The 16,674-nt window shown below is 43.3% G+C and carries 17 protein-coding genes; 9 read left to right on the top strand and 8 right to left on the bottom strand.

The genetic code is table 11. The annotated features are described in order from the left end of the window. Window positions 1-225: 225 nt before the first annotated feature. Entirely contained in the window at window positions 226-366 is a 141-nt protein-coding gene (locus ACM1ND_RS26785; protein WP_233903811.1) for a hypothetical protein, read from the top strand. Between the two features lie 10 nt (window positions 367-376). On the opposite strand, the gene ACM1ND_RS26780 is transcribed toward ACM1ND_RS26785, so the two are convergent. After that, complete coding sequence (locus tag ACM1ND_RS26780) at window positions 377-1,123, bottom strand: SDR family oxidoreductase (protein WP_053326473.1); 747 nt, start codon at window positions 1,121-1,123, stop codon at window positions 377-379. 185 nt (window positions 1,124-1,308) lie between these two features. Here ACM1ND_RS26780 and ACM1ND_RS26775 point away from each other — a divergent pair, with 185 nt between their 5' ends. Further along, window positions 1,309-2,232 (top strand): AraC family transcriptional regulator, encoded by a 924-nt coding sequence (locus ACM1ND_RS26775; protein ID WP_053326472.1) that lies wholly within the window; start codon window positions 1,309-1,311, stop codon window positions 2,230-2,232. 70 nt (window positions 2,233-2,302) lie between these two features. On the opposite strand, the gene nudK is transcribed toward ACM1ND_RS26775, so the two are convergent. Next, a complete protein-coding gene (gene nudK / locus ACM1ND_RS26770) occupies window positions 2,303-3,265 on the bottom strand; it encodes a GDP-mannose pyrophosphatase NudK (RefSeq protein WP_023991075.1) in 963 nt (320 codons plus the stop codon). 1 nt (window position 3,266) lies between these two features. Continuing rightward, a complete protein-coding gene (locus ACM1ND_RS26765) occupies window positions 3,267-4,451 on the bottom strand; it encodes a MerR family transcriptional regulator (protein ID WP_023991074.1) in 1,185 nt (394 codons plus the stop codon). Window positions 4,452-4,640: 189 nt separating this feature from the next. Here ACM1ND_RS26765 and ACM1ND_RS26760 point away from each other — a divergent pair, with 189 nt between their 5' ends. Beyond that, on the top strand, window positions 4,641-5,216 hold the full coding sequence (locus tag ACM1ND_RS26760; RefSeq protein ID WP_023991073.1) for a histidine phosphatase family protein: 576 nt from the start codon (window positions 4,641-4,643) through the stop codon (window positions 5,214-5,216). A 92-nt stretch (window positions 5,217-5,308) separates the two neighbouring features. Here ACM1ND_RS26760 and ACM1ND_RS26755 read toward each other — a convergent pair whose 3' ends face one another. After that, entirely contained in the window at window positions 5,309-6,376 is a 1,068-nt protein-coding gene (locus ACM1ND_RS26755; protein WP_254348288.1) for a DUF4367 domain-containing protein, read from the bottom strand. Then, complete coding sequence (locus ACM1ND_RS26750) at window positions 6,337-6,927, bottom strand: RNA polymerase sigma factor (RefSeq protein WP_418026895.1); 591 nt, start codon at window positions 6,925-6,927, stop codon at window positions 6,337-6,339. The genes ACM1ND_RS26755 and ACM1ND_RS26750 overlap by 40 nt, the downstream gene beginning before the upstream one ends. A gap of 680 nt (window positions 6,928-7,607) precedes the next feature. On the opposite strand from ACM1ND_RS26750, the gene ACM1ND_RS26745 reads away from it, so the two are divergent. Next, window positions 7,608-8,687 carry an elongation factor G gene (locus ACM1ND_RS26745; RefSeq protein ID WP_418026894.1) on the top strand — a complete coding sequence of 360 codons (1,080 nt, stop codon included), beginning with the start codon at window positions 7,608-7,610 and terminating at the stop codon, window positions 8,685-8,687. A gap of 63 nt (window positions 8,688-8,750) precedes the next feature. On the opposite strand, the gene ACM1ND_RS26740 is transcribed toward ACM1ND_RS26745, so the two are convergent. The 3 genes from ACM1ND_RS26740 to ACM1ND_RS26730 all read right to left on the bottom strand — a co-directional run bounded on the left by ACM1ND_RS26740 (window position 8,751) and on the right by ACM1ND_RS26730 (window position 11,853). Further along, window positions 8,751-10,196, bottom strand: coding sequence for a DEAD/DEAH box helicase (locus tag ACM1ND_RS26740; RefSeq protein ID WP_025722811.1), 1,446 nt, complete (start codon window positions 10,194-10,196; stop codon window positions 8,751-8,753). A gap of 402 nt (window positions 10,197-10,598) precedes the next feature. Next, window positions 10,599-11,045 (bottom strand): GNAT family N-acetyltransferase, encoded by a 447-nt coding sequence (locus tag ACM1ND_RS26735; RefSeq protein ID WP_076156725.1) that lies wholly within the window; start codon window positions 11,043-11,045, stop codon window positions 10,599-10,601. A gap of 226 nt (window positions 11,046-11,271) precedes the next feature. Next, window positions 11,272-11,853, bottom strand: coding sequence for a TetR/AcrR family transcriptional regulator (locus ACM1ND_RS26730; protein ID WP_023991067.1), 582 nt, complete (start codon window positions 11,851-11,853; stop codon window positions 11,272-11,274). A 317-nt stretch (window positions 11,854-12,170) separates the two neighbouring features. On the opposite strand from ACM1ND_RS26730, the gene ACM1ND_RS26725 reads away from it, so the two are divergent. The 5 genes from ACM1ND_RS26725 to ACM1ND_RS26705 all read left to right on the top strand — a co-directional run bounded on the left by ACM1ND_RS26725 (window position 12,171) and on the right by ACM1ND_RS26705 (window position 16,638). Further along, window positions 12,171-13,232, top strand: coding sequence for an LLM class flavin-dependent oxidoreductase (locus ACM1ND_RS26725; RefSeq protein WP_023991066.1), 1,062 nt, complete (start codon window positions 12,171-12,173; stop codon window positions 13,230-13,232). A 24-nt stretch (window positions 13,233-13,256) separates the two neighbouring features. Continuing rightward, entirely contained in the window at window positions 13,257-14,195 is a 939-nt protein-coding gene (locus tag ACM1ND_RS26720; protein ID WP_023991065.1) for an alpha/beta hydrolase, read from the top strand. A gap of 323 nt (window positions 14,196-14,518) precedes the next feature. Next, window positions 14,519-15,475 (top strand): endo-1,4-beta-xylanase, encoded by a 957-nt coding sequence (locus ACM1ND_RS26715; protein WP_023991064.1) that lies wholly within the window; start codon window positions 14,519-14,521, stop codon window positions 15,473-15,475. Between the two features lie 240 nt (window positions 15,476-15,715). After that, on the top strand, window positions 15,716-16,267 hold the full coding sequence (locus ACM1ND_RS26710; protein ID WP_023991063.1) for a TetR/AcrR family transcriptional regulator: 552 nt from the start codon (window positions 15,716-15,718) through the stop codon (window positions 16,265-16,267). Beyond that, complete coding sequence (locus tag ACM1ND_RS26705) at window positions 16,267-16,638, top strand: DMT family transporter (protein WP_071558016.1); 372 nt, start codon at window positions 16,267-16,269, stop codon at window positions 16,636-16,638. Before ACM1ND_RS26710 ends, ACM1ND_RS26705 begins: the two co-directional genes overlap by 1 nt. Window positions 16,639-16,674: the final 36 nt, after the last annotated feature.

The following is a 16,674-nucleotide window of genomic DNA, read 5'->3' as shown; positions in this document are numbered from 1 at the left end:
ATGTGCAGTAATCTTACGATATATTTTAAAGTTGAATAAATAACAACACCAAGCGGTGGGAAGGAATTCCCCACCGCTAAAATGCTTGCTTAACAATACAAAATTTTGCAATCCTTCTGCATTTTCGGTGTCTGCTACAGTGATCACAGTAATTATGTAGACCGCTATAGGCTCTATTCAGTTCCAGTTGTCCAATAAACTGGTGCAGCGGATTGCTACCCCGGCTTGGTTAAAACGCAGATGGGCGGAGAAAAGACAGAGCTGTCGGTGGAGGATGTAGCGAAAATGGCGGTCCGACTGGCGACCCTGCCGGAGGATGGTCCAACGGGCAGATTCTATTACATGGATGATCAGCTTCCAGGGTAAAGCATTTATATTACATTTGTGCGGTTGGACGGATTACGATTTCGTTCACATCAATATCGGCCGGTTGTTCAATTGCGAATCCAATTGCGCGGGCTACCGCGTCCGGTGTCATGGCTAGTTTATCCCGGATGGCAGCGAGTTGATCTCTCAATGCGGGATTGGTCATACCCTCCGTGAAATTCGTCTGCACAATACCAGGCGAAATGATGGTCACGCGCAGCTTGTCACCAGCCTCCTGGCGCAACCCTTCTGAGATGGCGCGCACAGCGAACTTCGTACCGGAGTAGACCGACTGGTTCGGCACAGTCTTATGTCCTGCTACAGAAGCGATGTTCACGAAGTGTCCGGAACCCTGCTTATGAAAGATAGGCAACGCTGCGGCTATACCGTACAAAACGCCTTTAATGTTGACGTCAATCATGTCCTCCCAGTCCTCGACACACAGATCTTCGAGAGGGGAAATGGGCATAACGCCAGCGTTGCTGACGAGAACATCCAGCTTCCCGTACCGTTCGCAAGCCAAATTAACGAGGTTGCACAGATCCTCGCGCCGTCTCACGTCAGTGCGTGCATAAACAGCTTCGCCACCTCCATTTGAAATGCGTGTCGCCAGCGCTTCAAGGCGATCCGCTCCGCGCGCTCCAAGCACGACTTTTGCCCCACGCTCGGCAAGCAACAGTGCTGTTGCTTCTCCAATTCCGCTGCTTGCACCTGTAATCACGACGACTTTGTTCTCTATTCTTCCTTCCAAATGCATAGCCCAATCCCTCTTCCTCTAATCTATTTGCCTTAGGCCCTTTGTTGGCCTTGCAAGTAAATTTTAAGTAGAATTCGATTGAGACAGGTAGACCGATCAAGTCCAATTCTTGCCTAATCCTATTCGGCGTGCATATAATTAGCACATCAATATTAGCGTTCAACGGAAAGGACGGTGAAGCATGAATGATTTCGTCTCCTCCCCCCTCTGATATTTCTACGAATCTACAAGAACTGATTCATTTAATTCATCAACATGCGTCTTCGGATGGTACGTTTGTCTCGTCTGTGCCAGGACTTTATTTCAGACGTGCAAGCGATGTGTCCGAGCTGAATCATACGGTCCATATGCCCTCCCTGTACGTGGTTGCACAAGGCTCAAAGACAGCAATGCTGGCTGGAGAAAACTATGTGTACGATCCAACAACTTACATGGTCACATCAGTTCAGCTTCCCGTAACTGGTAAAATAACTCAGGCCTCGTCGGAGCTCCCTTATCTAAGTCTTCAATTATCCATTAGTCCAGACGTCATTTTGGATATTATCAAGAAGAGTCCTCCTCAATGTAACGTAAAGACTGGACGCGGCATACTGGTGAGTCAATTTGACCCTCTGCTGCTTGATGCGCTGCTTCGGCTTGTCAGACTTTCGGATACGCCTGCGGATATTCAGTTTCTTGCGCCGCTTATCACGCATGAGATCCTTTATCGTGTATTACAAGGTGAGCAGGGAGCTTTAATCAGGCAATTTGCCGTAGTTGGTAGCTATGCACATAGCATCTCCAAAGCGATCCATCTGATAACCCGCGATTACTCTAAGCCTCTTGTGATCGAAGAATTGGCGAAGGAAGTAAACATGAGCGCCTCTTCCTTACACAAGCATTTTAAAAAAGTAACAGCTATAAGTCCTCTCCAGTATCAGAAGGCCATTCGATTGCAGACTGCACGCCGCTTACTGCTCTCGGAGGGATTGGAAGCCGCCACTGCAGGCTTTCGCGTTGGCTATGAGAGCCCATCACAGTTCAGCCGGGAATATGGACGCATGTTTGGACGTCCACCGATGAGTGATGTTACACATTTGCGTAATTCCCTTAGTGTCTCAGTTGATTGAGAGTTTCTTCGGGTGATCCGTGGAGGATGCCCAGAGGCAAGTTGTCTTTGGTCTGGTCAAAGAGGATATATCACACCAACGGAAGTTCGTCGAGCCGTTCGTAAATCAACAATCCTTTCTCTTTCGCCACCCTTACCATTTCATCGGCACCCTGAGAAGGTCCTCCAACTCGAAGCACGGCGTTACAGCAATCAAGCAGGCGAATGGAAGACGGATGAAAGATTCTGTTAAAAGTCTCGTCTCCCAAAGCAGTGGAACCAGCTGTCGCGATAAGGGGCAAAGCATACCACTCCCCCAGCACCGGCATATGACCAGCCTCGTAAACTTGAAGAGCAATTTCATTCATGTAGTTGACGTTCTTCTCAATTAATACATGATCATCATTCGTTCCAGATCGATACGGGCCTGCGATAAGGATATGAAGCGGTTTCGATTTCACTTTTAAGAGACCCTTGATCTGAGCGTATTGGAGCAGCATTATTGTCTTGGCGTCACGAATCTCGCCGCTTTCGACCATGTTTAGCACTTGAGCAAACGGAAGTTCCATTACTTCAATGTTTTCCTGCTCCTCCTCAAGGCCACCACCGTCACCCGTTGTCATATCTTCACTATACTCGGCTACATAGAAGTGCAGGATTTCGGTTACGGAGCCCGGTGACATATAGGCCTCGCCAACTTTCTGCACACGGTCGATACGGTATCCCGTCTCCTCCTCCGTCTCCCGAAGAATACCTTCTTCCGGTGTTTCTTTATCGAGTAGTCCTGCACAGGTTTCGATAAGCATCCCAGTTTCATTGCCGTTCCGATAAGTAGGCATCCGGAACTGTCTGGTCAGTACAACGGTTTGTTTGTGCTGATTATAGAGCAGGATCGTTGCGCCGTTGCCGCGATCGTACACTTCACGGGATTGTGTCTCCCATTGTCCATTATTTTTTTCAAACTCGAATGTGACCTTATTTAAGATGTACCAGTTATCCGATAGAAGCTCCTCTTTTACAATCCGTACTCTTGGGTGATACTGTTGTGACTTCATCTCATTTCCTCCCTAGAAAGATTCCGTTCTCTTTAGTCATTTCGAGAGTTCCGTTCTGCTGCAGAAGCCGATTGACGTGGTCTCGAAACTTGTCAATAGCCGCTCCGACAAGTCGCTCTCTTGCGTTCATCGGAGTCGAGATTATATATTCGATCAGGGGTTCCGCTTCGTCGACCAACAAACAGTCCTCGTATCGAAGCAACCGAAGATCGGAAAAGCAAGAAGACAGCAAGTCCCCTCCGTTATCCAGGTGGAACCGTTTAATAGCATGATCCAACACATGAAGCTCAGGATCGAACGAAACCGCCAAGTGTTCGACCTCTTGTAGGTGTTGAGTGCTCATTGTAGAGGTGCATACTATACCTCCTTGCTTTAAGATACGGTGCATCTCGCGGATTGCTCTAGGGATGTCCGGCACGTGGTACAGCATGTTGTTAGCGATAACCATATCGAATTGCTCTTCATGGAATGGGATCTGTTGCGCGTCAACAGATAAAAACTTAAACTGCGGATTGTTGCTTCCCAAGCGACAACGTGCTTCTTCCACCATCCCGCTTGACATATCGGTAAGCGTGATACGCCAGCTGCTTGGAATTCGTTCGGCGTTTCTTATCCAAAAGGTCCCGTCGCCGCAGCCCAACTCGAGAATGTGGGCTCCCGGTTGGACCTCCAGTTGTTCAAAGATCCAACGATGCCAGCCTTGGGGATTTGTACTGTACTTGTCGTAAAGATGTATCCGCGTTTGCAGGCGGTTCGCCGTCCGATATTGCTCCCCCCAATTTTGCTCACTCTGCACGGTTTGAATAACATCCGCCAAATGGTTCCAATCGGAGCCATAAGCCGACATTTCCATAGCATCTCGTATTGCATGTACTACGTGCTCTGTATGAGCAATTTTCTTTTGTAAAACATCGAGTTGTGCTTGCAACGAGTGTCTGATCTCTCCGTTGGATGGCGACTCTGCATCTAAAATGTCCATTATTGTTTGAAGCGATAACCCTAGATACTTCAACATCTGAATTCGCTGTAGTCTTTCCATATCTTTCATGTTGTACAGTCTTATGGATCCAGTGCGATGACCTCCTGGACTCAGAAGTCCAATTTGGTCGTAATATCGCAATGTCCTGACCGTTATCCCTGTACGTTTGGCAAGCTGTCCTGTCGTCAGATAGTTCTCTTTGTCCATCCATTGCTCACATCCAATTGATTGCTCTAGCATGTCGTTCTCAGTCAGTATAGCAAATGACGTAACGTCACCTTCAAGAAAAATTTATGCAATAAGAAACAAGAGAAAACCACCCTAGCAAAAGGTAACTTGGTAGTTAGTCACGAATATCATGTAATAAAAATTCATCAGCTCTTCATGGAGGCTACTATGAAAACTTTCATTTACATGGTGAGACATGGCGAATCACCGAAGACGGAAGGAAATGAAAGAACAAGAGGTTTGACTGATAAAGGCAAGTCAGATGCTTTTCAAATAACTGAATTATTGAGAGGAGAGGGGATCGAGGTTTTCGTTTCAAGTCCATATCAACGGGCAATCCTAACCATTCAAGAATTAGCTCAATGCTCAGGACAAGAAGTTTTAATATTCGAGGATCTTAAAGAAAGAATTTTTTCTAGTGAAGATAACCGAATCCCCGATGATGAATTATTCCCTTTGTTAGATAAGTCATTTTCTGATCCCAACTTTGCTTTAACGGGAGGAGAGTCTAATGCAGTTTGTCAGAACCGAAGTATAACAGTCTTAAAGGAATTGCTAAAAATCTACCGAGGACAGAAAGTCGCATTAGGCACTCATGGAGCTGTAATGACTTTAATGATGGAGTATTATGACAAGCAGTATGATTTGAATTTTTTACTACACACATCCAAACCAGACGTATACAGAATGGAATTCAATGATCAGGAATTAGTTGAGGTAAAAAGATTGTGGAACATGCCGTAATAGTTTGTGAGGAAAAGGTATAAGGACTATTCTTCAAAGAGAGACCACCCTTAAAAAAGGGATGGTCTCTCTTCAAAATTTTTCTTTTATAGCTATTGCGGTGAACCGTTAAGCAAATCTTCAGCTATTTTTACCAGGTCTTCTTTGCTCAGCGGGCTGTCCTGGTTATCAGATATGTTGTAGTGTAACCGTCTTTTTTCATCGAGCCATCCCAGTCGATTTTTTCCTACCTCCAAGGGCTTGCTTGTTTCGCTTGCTCTGATGTAATAGGCCTTGGTTCCTTTAATCATCAGTTCCTCAGCCGAATCCTGTTCATTTTGCATCACGGTCGTCTTTGTGACTTCGGGAGCGTATTTGGTGACGGCGATATTTACATAGTCATTTCCTCTCGCATACCGGGCGAGGGTGAAGTCTGACTTGTCCCAGCTCAGCTTTTGAATAAACAGATTTTCACCTTTCGGTGCAGCTTTAGCCTGTTGCGTCAGTTTATCCGTTAAAGCCCGATATTCCTCTTTGTTCATCATCCCAGGATATGCAGCGACTGGGTAGACGTATCCGAAATCAAACCGGTAGCCATTCGGCAGATGAGTGGGACTATGCAACAGCGGAGCTTCTGTCCGCTTGATTTCATCCTGCAGACTGCTGAAGCTAGAAAGTTCAGTCGGCTTGTAGGCAAACAGGACGGGATTAGACGAATTTTGTTGATTCATAGAATCGTCCTTAACGTAATAGGCGGCATACTCTCCAGGCTGTAGACGGTCTGTCACCTCTTCGTTCCACTGTGTGTAGGTGGTTGTATACGTTTTGGAAGCGTCCGTTTCGGCAGGTGTTTTGGCGGTATTTAATACGACATCGCCTTTACTGTTACGGAATTCCAGATATTGCGAAGCGGCGTATCCAGTCACAGAGACGCCCAATACAAAAAGCAAGATCATGATAGGAGCGGTGATGCGCGGCTGAAGACGCATTTTTACAATGAGTCCCTTTTTGGATTTCGCCTTTTGGTAGACCTGTTCCATCACTTTATCAGAGACGTCAAAAGCTTGGATTTTTAGGACACTCTCTGGTTCTGTCAGCATGTCCATGTTTTTTAAGCCTCTGTCTTTTAGATCGGTGTATTTCAGGCCTTGTTCCTGAGTTCTGTCTTGTAATTCACGCATTTTGGGTCCTCCTCTATGGGCTCCATCATTTTTTTGAGCTTTGTTTTTGTTCTGCCGTATTTTTTCTTGATCGCTTCCTCGCTTTTGTTCATAATTTCCCCGATTTCTCCAAACAATTTTTCTTCAAAAATGCGCAACACCAACAGGTTTCGCTCCTCTGCATTCAGTTGGTCCAATGCCCGGCTCAGCGGTTCACTGAAAAGCTGACGTTCCATAACCTGCGCAGCACTGTCTGAAGTCATGTTAGTTGAGGTGAACAGGGTCATTTTAAATTTGCGCTGTAGTTTCTTCCTGCGAATCAGGTTTAGGCAGTGATGATAAGCCATTTTATACAGCCAGGAGGAGAAGCCCACTGTGGGCCTGTACATACTAATTTTCTCGAAAGCACTAACGAAAATATCCTGTACAGCCTCTTCCGCTTCCTGCTCACTGCCTAATATCCGCCAGCAGTACACAAAAATCTGACGCTGATACTCCTTTACAATGTAGGCGTAATCCTGGATCTCGCCAGCTTGGACCCGTTTAATTCTATATTCGATTTCCTCATTCAAAGATTTAGGCACCCCCTCTGATTAAAAAGAAAACTATATCTGTATAACAAATGAAGAGGACCGAAAGGGACACCTTTTCTAAAATTTTTTTAAGTATTAATCAACTCTCTAAGAGAATACGATAAAGCAGAACAATTATCACCAACGTTGTTGATTTCATAGAGCTTGAATTTTTATTGTGGAAATAAATAGAATGATAAAATATACCTATCAAAAAAGTGAAAATAGATTGTAAAGAAAAAAGGAGATGGAAAATGGGGTTTTATGATAATAGGGGAGTCCAGATGGTGGTTGCAATTTTATTTTGTCTGCTATGGAAAAATACTCTTTATGTAATTATCTCTAATGTCTTGATGTGGATTGTATCAGTACCTATGTGGTGGCTGCTAGTTGAACGTGTGAAAACAGACCAGGGTGCTGAAACTTTCATTTCGTCATTACCATTCATTGTATTGTTATACATATTTACTGTATTGCTACCCGAAATTTCAATTGTTCTATTCAGACATTACATTTTTAATAAGTTTAGACGTCGCAATAGTAAGTAATCTCTGAAACGATTCGGGAGTACTTTTTCAAAATCGCACGGAAGTTACTCATCGAGAAATAGAAAATATGAAAGAGGTATTCCAAGAAGAGTAGGCAAGCTCGTAAAAAAATATGAGAGGATACAGTTTCTTATGAATGAAAGTACTAAGAAATATAATTTTGATAATATGATACGTTATCTTAATGATCAAATGGAGTTACTACCTAACTTAGAATCAAAATACATGGGATTAACAATGCCTTTTCCTCAACAAACTGCGTTACGAAATAGGATTATTGAAAGTATTGAAGCATTAATAAAATACGATCAGGATGTTTGTATTGCTGTTCATTGGAATCAGGCTGATGATAGATCAATTGAATATAAGAAAATAATTTTAATAGGGAATGATTACTTGCATCTTAAGAGAATCATTGATTTTATGGAAAGACAACACATTAAATTGAATATCAAAGACACCTGTATACTCTACAGAGAATGTACTGCTGACTTGAATATTCATTTGAAAGGCAATCATTCTAGAATAACAAGTTTAAATGACCTATTTGCAGGAGTCGAAATTCATATTGATCATATTCAGGCTGGAATGGGATATAAATACGAAAATAAACAAGTGGATGAAGATATTATTCATTATTGTTGTCATAAAGATGATGAGGAAGGAAAGGAACTTGGATATCAATTATTTATCAAATCGTTAGATTACTTTTCCAAGAAATTATTAGCTGAAGGATTTGTATTAGGGTATCCTGCTGTAGATTCTAAAATTAAAATAATGAAAGCCTCTTGTACAATGTGTTTTTATCGAGATTATTATTATATTAGTGGAGCACATATATCGCTCAAAAACGCTATGCTGAAAGCAGATTGGCAAATATGCGAACCACTGATGCAGATCCATATGACCTGTAACAAGCTATATTTCGAAGGAAACTCTTTTTTTAGAGAGGTAGAAAATATATATATATTCGAGGACAAAGAGGATTGTAAGTTATCATTTAAATCTAGACTTTCCACAATCATTGAGATTCTAGAAGAGATGTATGACCATAAAAAAGATGTTTTGGACTTCCATATGAAATTGGACAGCTTTGTGCCAATTGAAGATGATACTCAGTTGAAAGAAAAATTTAAAGTCATTTATGATATCGATAAGTGGAAAGATGAATTAAATGATCAAGAGATAAACTCGGCAATTCCGCCCGTATAGCTAACGATAACCATCGGCTATGCTGGGCGGGATTGCCTCACCCTCTTTAATGCAGCGTATCTTCTACTTATTCCCTTTGCGTACCTTTAACAGCTTACCCTTTACGGTTGTATTCTTCATAATCTCAAGCACCAGTGGACCTTTACCATTCAGAATCTCAACATCTGTCGCATAATCCAGAATCGTAATGATCCCGATATCATCTGCGGTGACTCCGTCAAGCTTAGCGATGGTCCCCACGAAGTCGACAGCTCTAAGTTTTTTCTTCTTACCGCCGTTAAAATTCAGCTTCATAATCTGTTGGTTTAGTTGCTCGCGCTTATCTTTTTTGAGTGCGGTTTTTACATGCAGTTTCTGCTCAAAATCTTCTCTACGGAGATCAACAGCCTCTTCTGAGGGGGCCTTTACCTGCGGAATCGCGAATCCAATATATGCTTCAATATCAGCTAATCTTCTGCCATCCTTAGGAGTGATGAGGGAAATGGCTTTCCCCGTTTTGCCAGCACGTCCCGTACGTCCTGTACGGTGAACATAGCTTTCCTTCTCAAGGGGAATATCGTAGTTAATGACATGGGTGATATTCGTGATATCAATCCCTCTGGCGGCAACATCTGTCGCGATCAAGTAACGGAATTGACCCCTTCTGAATGCATTCATTACCTCAAATCGCTCGTCTTGCTCCATGCCACCATGAATGCGATCACATGGATATTCGAGATCAGCCAATGCTCTGAATAATGTATCTACATTCTCCTGCGTACGACAGAAAATAATGCAGCTGTCAGGATTCTCAACAATGAGCAGATCTTGCAGTAGTGCCAGCTTGTCTGACTCCTTCACCTGAATAAGAGAGTGATCAATTGTGGCGGTCGTTATACCAGTTGCTTTAATCTCAATTCTAACAGGATCTTTCATATATTTACGTGACAGTGTGGCTACATCCTCAGGGAAGGTAGCGGAGAATAGCATTGTAACCCGGTCACTAGGCAGCGCTTGAATAATCGACTGGACTTGCTCGATAAAGCCCATATTCAGCATCTCGTCAGCTTCATCAATCACGAGATGGGCAATCCGATCTAACGATAGCGTGCCTCGTTCAATGTGGTCCAGTACACGTCCTGGCGTACCTACAGCCACATGCGTCCTTTGTTTTAACTCAGCCTTTTGGATATGAAAAGGATGTTTTCCATAAAGGGGTGTTGCTTTTATCCGCTTAAAGCGTCCAATATTCGTGATGTCTTCGGTGACCTGTAACGCGAGTTCACGGGTTGGCGTCAGGATTAAAGCTTGGGGCTTATTCTCATTCCAATCTACTAGCTCACAGATTGGAATACCATATGCTGCTGTTTTGCCGCTACCTGTTTGCGATTTGGCGACAAGATCCTTCTTCTCAAGCGCAACAGGAATAACTTCCGTTTGAATCTCTGTTGGCGTCTCATAGCCCAAGCTATTGAGCGCTCTTACAATTTCTTCACTTAATGCGTAATCTGTAAAATGCTTCTGACTCATTTTCAACCTCTTCTGCGCTGTATTTGAATACCAATACATATATAATGTCATCGTGTATCGAACTTATACTCATCTAGTATACTCTATATCCAGGCTTACTCTAATACATATCCATGTTACTGTTTGTCTAATCGTATCCTTGGAGCGTTTAACGAAGGGCTCGTCCATTTTCTCGTGTATGGTATCTGATGTGTTGGTCGACTGAGCTATTTCGCAATTTAACGACCAACAAACTTTACCCCATATGGATCTACGTTGAACAATTTCATGGAGAATTACTTATCTTCAATTGTATCGGCATTTCCATATCCGCATGCGTGAAAACATGTGTTACGCATAAAGGGCACCAATTAGGTGCCCTTTGAACTGCCGTTAGCGCGGAAAACCGTATCAAAAGTATTGTTACGATGAAAAGTGAACCCAATCTCTCCCTTGGACAGCATCCATTTTTTTAAAGAAAATTTGAGCGCGTTTATTCTCAGTAGAAGTTATCCAGGTCATATGAGCATATCCATAATTTTGTGAGTACTTTTGACATTCTAAAAAAAGCTGTGATTCTACTTCTGTATCTCTAAATGGTTCCAATACAAATAGGTCGTTCATAACGGTGATTTTGTCTGCTTTCATCGTGCTAAAGGTAAAGAATAATGTAGCAAAGCCGATTAATTCTCCATTTTGTTCCGCCACAAATTGTATACCGTTTTGCTGCTCAAAAAGGGTTTGAATCAAATTATGAATTTTTTCGATAGGTGGCCTAGGGTTTTGATAAAAACCAACGATGTATTCATACATTAACTCGGTTAAATTGTTTAAATCATCAGGCTTAGCGTTTCTTATTAAAAATGACATTAGATGTACTCCCTTTTCATTAGTTTTGAATTAATATACATCATAAAGTATATATATTCAAAATTAAGATCAGTGAAAGAATCTTTTGAACTCATGTAAATGCGAAGAAGTATGTAATATGGGCGCAACAAAGGCTGCCGAGAAAATGTATCCGGCAGCCTTTGTTGCGCTGAGGGACATGTGCGTCGAGAATACACCCATTCGGTAAAATTGAATTCACTCCGAATTACTTAAGAAGTGTAAGTGTCACCTCTATCGTGTTATCAATAAATGATCGTTCTGGACGAGACTTTATCATTACGGTTAGTCCAATTAACGATACGACTAGCGCCTGTGATACAGCCTTCGCATTGAGCCCGATCTCGAGCTCACCTGATTGTATACCTCGTTCAATGGTTTCTTGAAATATAACCGATAGGTACATTTGATGTTCCCTTGTAAGAATTTCAAACTTCTCATCATGGGGTGCAAGTTCAACCATTGTATTGATGCAAAAGCATCCTTTTCTAGGGTTTTCTGTATATTCCTCATCGACCACACCTTCAAAAAAAGCTCGAAATGCTTCTTTTACAGATGGTTTGCTTTGAAGCTTGGCTCGGATCAGAGAAGCACGGGACATCATGTATTTGCGCAGCGCAGCTTCGAACAATTCTTTTTTTCCTCCAAAAGTGGAGTATATACTAGGTCGTTGAATTTCCATTCTGGAAGTTAAATCACTCAGTGAGGTAGCTTCATATCCCTTCTCCCAAAATATTTGCATTGCTGCATCTAATACTTTATCTTCGTCAAATTCGCGGATTCGTCCCATAATCAATACCTCTCATTGCTCGTAATTTTATTCTTAACTCAATAGCTCTGATCATAATTGTCAGGGTTTTTTATTTGCGTACCAATTAGTATGTTATTATCTTATAATTAGCCCGTTATATTGTCAAATGCAGATTGGTTTATCGCACCAAGGAGATATCAGTATGAGGATAAATCAAAGTATTTTTACTATATTTATTGACAGTATTCTTTTTAATGAGTTATATTTACTGGGAAAAATATATTACCGATCGGTATGATATTTTATCGGTATTTAATTGCATACAAAGAAAGCTATTAGAATAGGAGAGATGGACCATGGAGATAGGTATTACTTCGTTTGTAGAAACAAAGCCTGACGTCCAGACAGGTGAAGTGATAAGTCACGCACAGAGATTGCGCGAAGTTGTTGAGGAAATTATCCTTGCTGATCAAGTGGGACTTGATGTGTTTGGGGTAGGTGAGCATCATCGGCAGGATTATTCGGCATCTTCACCAGCAATTGTGCTGTCAGCGGCTGCAGCGCAGACGAAACGGATTCGGCTGACCAGTGCAGTCACAGTGCTTTCTTCAGCTGATCCCGTTCGCGTTTTTCAGGATTTTGCTACGCTGGATGGTATTTCGAATGGACGTGCGGAGATTATGGCGGGCCGAGGTTCCTTTATTGAATCTTTTCCACTGTTTGGCTATGACTTGGAAGACTATGATGAGCTGTTTGAACAACATCTGGAATTGCTCCTTAAAATACGGGAGTCCGAAAAAGTAACCTGGAAAGGCGGACATCGGCCAGCGATTAACAATTTGGGTGTGTATCCACGGCCGGTTCAGAATCCTTTACCGATATGGGTTGGCAGCGGGGGCAGGCAAGATTCTGCTATCCGTGCAGGTCTGTTAGGACTGCCCTTGATGTTGGCGATCATTGGTGGAAATCCGATGAATTTTGCACCGCTTGTACAGCTTTATAAGAAGGCAGCAGCGCACGCTGGTCATGACGAATCGCAGCTTAAGGTTGGATCGCACTCGATAGGATTTGTTGGAGAGAATAATGAACGAGCTGCAGATACATATTTCCCTTCTACGATGGCAGGTATGAATAGATTAGGCAGGGAGCGGGGCTGGGCGCATTATGATCGTTCTAGCTACGATGCCGCGCGCAGCTTTGAAGGTGCGCTGTATGTTGGCGATCCTGAGACTGTTGCCCAGAAGATCATTCACCTTCGCAAACATGTAGGTGTTACACGCTTTATGCTGTATGTTCCGTTAAGTACAATGCCGCATGCCGAGGTGATGAAAGCCATTGAGCTGCTGGGAACAGAGGTAGCACCCCGAGTTCGGAAGGAAATAGCCCAGTGGGAAGCGGAGACGGAGAAAAGATTATAAAAACCAAATATAGGAGTGATTCACATGGATTTTGAAAATCGTTTGTACCCAGAATTTAGGTCGGTAATTGCACAATTTCCTGGATTTCAACTGGAAGAAAATTTAGAACTGAGCAGAAGCTATTTGTCGAGTTCTCCCATTGAGCAGTCGGAGCACGTACGCACGACAAGCCGGATGATTCCGAGCGTAGCAGGCGAGATATTAGTCAAAATCTACGAACCTGCCCAGCGAACTGACGTTAGGCTTCCGGCCATGCTGTGGATTCACGGGGGAGGCTATGTGATGGGGCATCCTGATATGGACGATGCTTTGTGCGAACGCTTCGTGCAGGCGGCTAAATGCGTCGTCGTATCGGTCGATTACCGACTTGCTCCCGAGCATCCCTACCCAGCTGCCATCGATGACTGTTATGCCGCTTTGATGTGGATGACCGACGAAGCTGAGCTGCTGGGCATCGACTTAGATCGAGTCGCAATTGCCGGAGCAAGTGGGGGCGGCGGTCTAACCGCAGCACTTGCTTTAATGGCTCGTGACAAAGGCGGGCCAGCCCTCATCTTCCAAATGCCGCTGTATCCGATGATCGATGACCGTAGTATTACGGCGTCAAGTCATGAGATTACGGCCGATAACGCACCATGGAACCGGAAGAACAACTTGGCGGCCTGGAACATGTACTTGGGGGATCGCACTGAAGACACCGAGGTGTCGCCATACGCTGTGCCGTCGAGAGCGAAATGCTTGGCTGGGCTACCGCCGACCTATACGTGCATAGGCCAGCTCGATCTGTTCCGAGATGAAACGATCGAATATGTAGCACGCCTTGCCCGAGCGGGGGTGGACGTCGAATTCCATCTGTATCCCGGCACATTCCACAACTTTGAGGGGATGGTTCCGCAAGCAGAAGTAAGCCAACGTGCTAGCCAAAGTTATGTAGATGCAATTGCACGAGCCCTTAATTCTTAAACTATTAAATGGGCAGTCTCCAAAGTGATATGCTTCCAAAAAAGTAGACAGGTTAAATAATAAAACTTGCTACTGTAAGGGGAGCATATCACTTTTTGCAGTAATCTTTTTTGTCGTTTGATACGAGGCTAGATTTTAACCGAAACGATGTGTTAAAGGAGCATCAGGTGTTCAGTCGCCCCGCAATGATGTAAAGTTTTTCGGGTAAAATCTTTACTTTTACATGTAGCGGATAATAACCTTTCATTCTTATAATTGGAAATGTAAGCGATTTATTTAGAGGCGAGGATATTAAAAAACTATACGTATGAGGAGGAGATTGTATGTCGAAATTTAAAGTGGGCAAGTTGGTAAGCAGCTTGGCGTTGGCGGGTGTGTTGTTATCATCAGTTCTGATAAACCCGGCTAGTGCCAGTATGGCGAACGGTGGCAAATTCCTCGGGAATATCATTGCTGGAAGTGTCCCTGCAAGTTTCGGAACGTACTGGAACCAGGTGACGCCAGAGAATTCGACCAAATGGGGGTCGGTTGAAGGCAGTCGTAACAACATGAACTGGTCGCAGGCGGATACCGCCTACAATTATGCCCGTAACAATGGCTTCCCGTTCAAGTTCCATACATTGGTATGGGGTGCTCAGGAGCCAGGTTGGATTAGCGGACTGTCGGCTGCTGATCAGAAGGCGGAAGTGACCCAGTGGATTAAAGCAGCAGGTCAACGCTATCCGAATGCGGAGTTTGTAGATGTGGTGAATGAGCCCCTGCATCAGAAGCCATCCTTCCGCAATGCCATAGGAGGTGACGGATCGACCGGATGGGATTGGGTCATATGGTCATTCCAACAGGCCAGACAAGCTTTCCCGAATGCCAAGCTGATGATTAATGAATATGGAATTATCAACGATCCCTCGTTAACCGACCAATATGTCAATATTATTAATCAGCTCAAGAGCAGAGGCCTGATTGACGGAATTGGTATTCAATGCCACCAGTTTAGCATGGACACTGTTTCAGTTAACACGATGAACACTGTACTGAACAAACTGGCGGCAACAGGATTGCCAATCTATGTGTCGGAACTGGATATAACTGGCGACGACAACACCCAGCTTGCCAGATACAAGGAGAAATTTCCGGTATTATGGAAGCATTCCGCGGTGAAGGGAGTTACGCTCTGGGGATACATTCAGGGGCAAACCTGGATATCGAATACACATCTGCTGAACTCGAACGGCACGGAACGCCCCGCGCTCCAATGGCTGAGACAATATGTGCAGAGTTAAACTATAGGTGGCACTTAAAACCCAACAGATGCGAAATTTTTCCAAATGTCTGGGCTGGGTAGATGTTTATTTGACGAAGTCTTGGCTGAAATGTTATACGCCCAAGGCTTCTTTTTATTTAGCTTAAACCTAACGTATCAAAACCTAATCCAACTCAATTAGGCTTACATACCCAATCCATAACTTTAACCCACTTGAAATAAAACCGTCTGGACGGTATAGTAAAGAGGGGTGATCAATATGAATACAACTAAAAAAACATTAAAAAGAGAATTAATTCTTAAAGCGGCCTCCATGATTGTGCACGAAGAAGGAGTAGAGAAGTTAACGTTAGAAGCGGTGGCTAAGAAAGCGGGAATAAGTAAAGGAGGATTGCTTTACCATTTTCCGAATAAGGATGAATTGGTTTTGGGAATGGTTGAGCAACTATCGACCAGCTTTGTCTCCGAATTTAATGAGAGAGCAGAAAACGATATGCATTCCAAAGGAAGATGGACTCGCGCTTATATGAATACATCATTTTCTGGCGATCGGAATGCAAGTGACCTGTATACCGCTCTTTCAGCAGCACAGTTTACGAACCCTCAAATGCTAAAGTTACTTCAGGACGAGTATGAGAATATCCAAAACAAAATTGAAAACGACGAATTGGATCCCGTTCGTTCCACGATAGTCCGATTAGCTATAGACGGCTTGTGGTTTGCCGAAATGTTTGGGCTTGCTCCTCCTAATGAGGAAATGAGGCAAAAAATGATGGAAGAATTGAAGACATATATAAAGGAGAATGAATAATGGCTTATCTTTTCTTGGCAATCTCTATTGTTGGTGAACTTATTGGAACTTCAATGCTTAAAGCTTCAGAAGGTTTTACCAGATTGTATCCGACTCTATTCACAATTGTTGCGTTTGTGATCTCTTTCTTCTTTATCTCTCTATCCCTTAAGACGCTTCCTTTAAATATGACTTATGCCATCTGGTCAGGTGTAGGGGCTGTTGCTACAACGCTTATTTCAGTATTGATTTGGAAAGAAAAAATCAATACAGGAAGTATCGCAGGTATTGCTTTAATTGTTATTGGCGTGGTGGTACTGAACCTATTTGGTGCAGGACATGGTGAGGCAAAAGCTACAACAGAAGCAACTAGTCCAATCGTTCAAAAATGAGATAAAGATTTTCGGACCGAGGATATAAACACGCTT

Origin of the sequence: Paenibacillus sp. JJ1722 (assembly GCF_048282685.1) — a bacterium.
GTDB classification, from domain to species: domain Bacteria; phylum Bacillota; class Bacilli; order Paenibacillales; family Paenibacillaceae; genus Paenibacillus; species Paenibacillus polymyxa_B.
This window is presented reverse-complemented; position numbering and strand designations above follow the sequence as displayed.

Excerpts from the sequence above, each read along its gene's own strand:
- ACM1ND_RS26780 (WP_053326473.1), bottom strand. The coding sequence starts at position 1,123 with ATGCATTTGGAAGGAAGAATAGAGAACAAAGTCGTCGTGATTACAGGT.
- ACM1ND_RS26735 (WP_076156725.1), bottom strand. The coding sequence starts at position 11,045 with ATGTCATTTTTAATAAGAAACGCTAAGCCTGATGATTTAAACAATTTA.
- ACM1ND_RS26775 (WP_053326472.1), top strand. The coding sequence starts at position 1,309 with ATGATTTCGTCTCCTCCCCCCTCTGATATTTCTACGAATCTACAAGAA.
- ACM1ND_RS26765 (WP_023991074.1), bottom strand. The coding sequence starts at position 4,451 with ATGGACAAAGAGAACTATCTGACGACAGGACAGCTTGCCAAACGTACA.
- ACM1ND_RS26715 (WP_023991064.1), top strand. The coding sequence starts at position 14,519 with ATGTCGAAATTTAAAGTGGGCAAGTTGGTAAGCAGCTTGGCGTTGGCG.
- ACM1ND_RS26720 (WP_023991065.1), top strand. The coding sequence starts at position 13,257 with ATGGATTTTGAAAATCGTTTGTACCCAGAATTTAGGTCGGTAATTGCA.
- nudK (WP_023991075.1), bottom strand. The coding sequence starts at position 3,265 with ATGAAGTCACAACAGTATCACCCAAGAGTACGGATTGTAAAAGAGGAG.
- ACM1ND_RS26730 (WP_023991067.1), bottom strand. The coding sequence starts at position 11,853 with ATGGGACGAATCCGCGAATTTGACGAAGATAAAGTATTAGATGCAGCA.
- ACM1ND_RS26710 (WP_023991063.1), top strand. The coding sequence starts at position 15,716 with ATGAATACAACTAAAAAAACATTAAAAAGAGAATTAATTCTTAAAGCG.
- ACM1ND_RS26740 (WP_025722811.1), bottom strand. The coding sequence starts at position 10,196 with ATGAGTCAGAAGCATTTTACAGATTACGCATTAAGTGAAGAAATTGTA.
- ACM1ND_RS26745 (WP_418026894.1), top strand. The coding sequence starts at position 7,608 with ATGAATGAAAGTACTAAGAAATATAATTTTGATAATATGATACGTTAT.
- ACM1ND_RS26725 (WP_023991066.1), top strand. The coding sequence starts at position 12,171 with ATGGAGATAGGTATTACTTCGTTTGTAGAAACAAAGCCTGACGTCCAG.
- ACM1ND_RS26705 (WP_071558016.1), top strand. The coding sequence starts at position 16,267 with ATGGCTTATCTTTTCTTGGCAATCTCTATTGTTGGTGAACTTATTGGA.
- ACM1ND_RS26755 (WP_254348288.1), bottom strand. The coding sequence starts at position 6,376 with ATGCGTGAATTACAAGACAGAACTCAGGAACAAGGCCTGAAATACACC.
- ACM1ND_RS26760 (WP_023991073.1), top strand. The coding sequence starts at position 4,641 with ATGAAAACTTTCATTTACATGGTGAGACATGGCGAATCACCGAAGACG.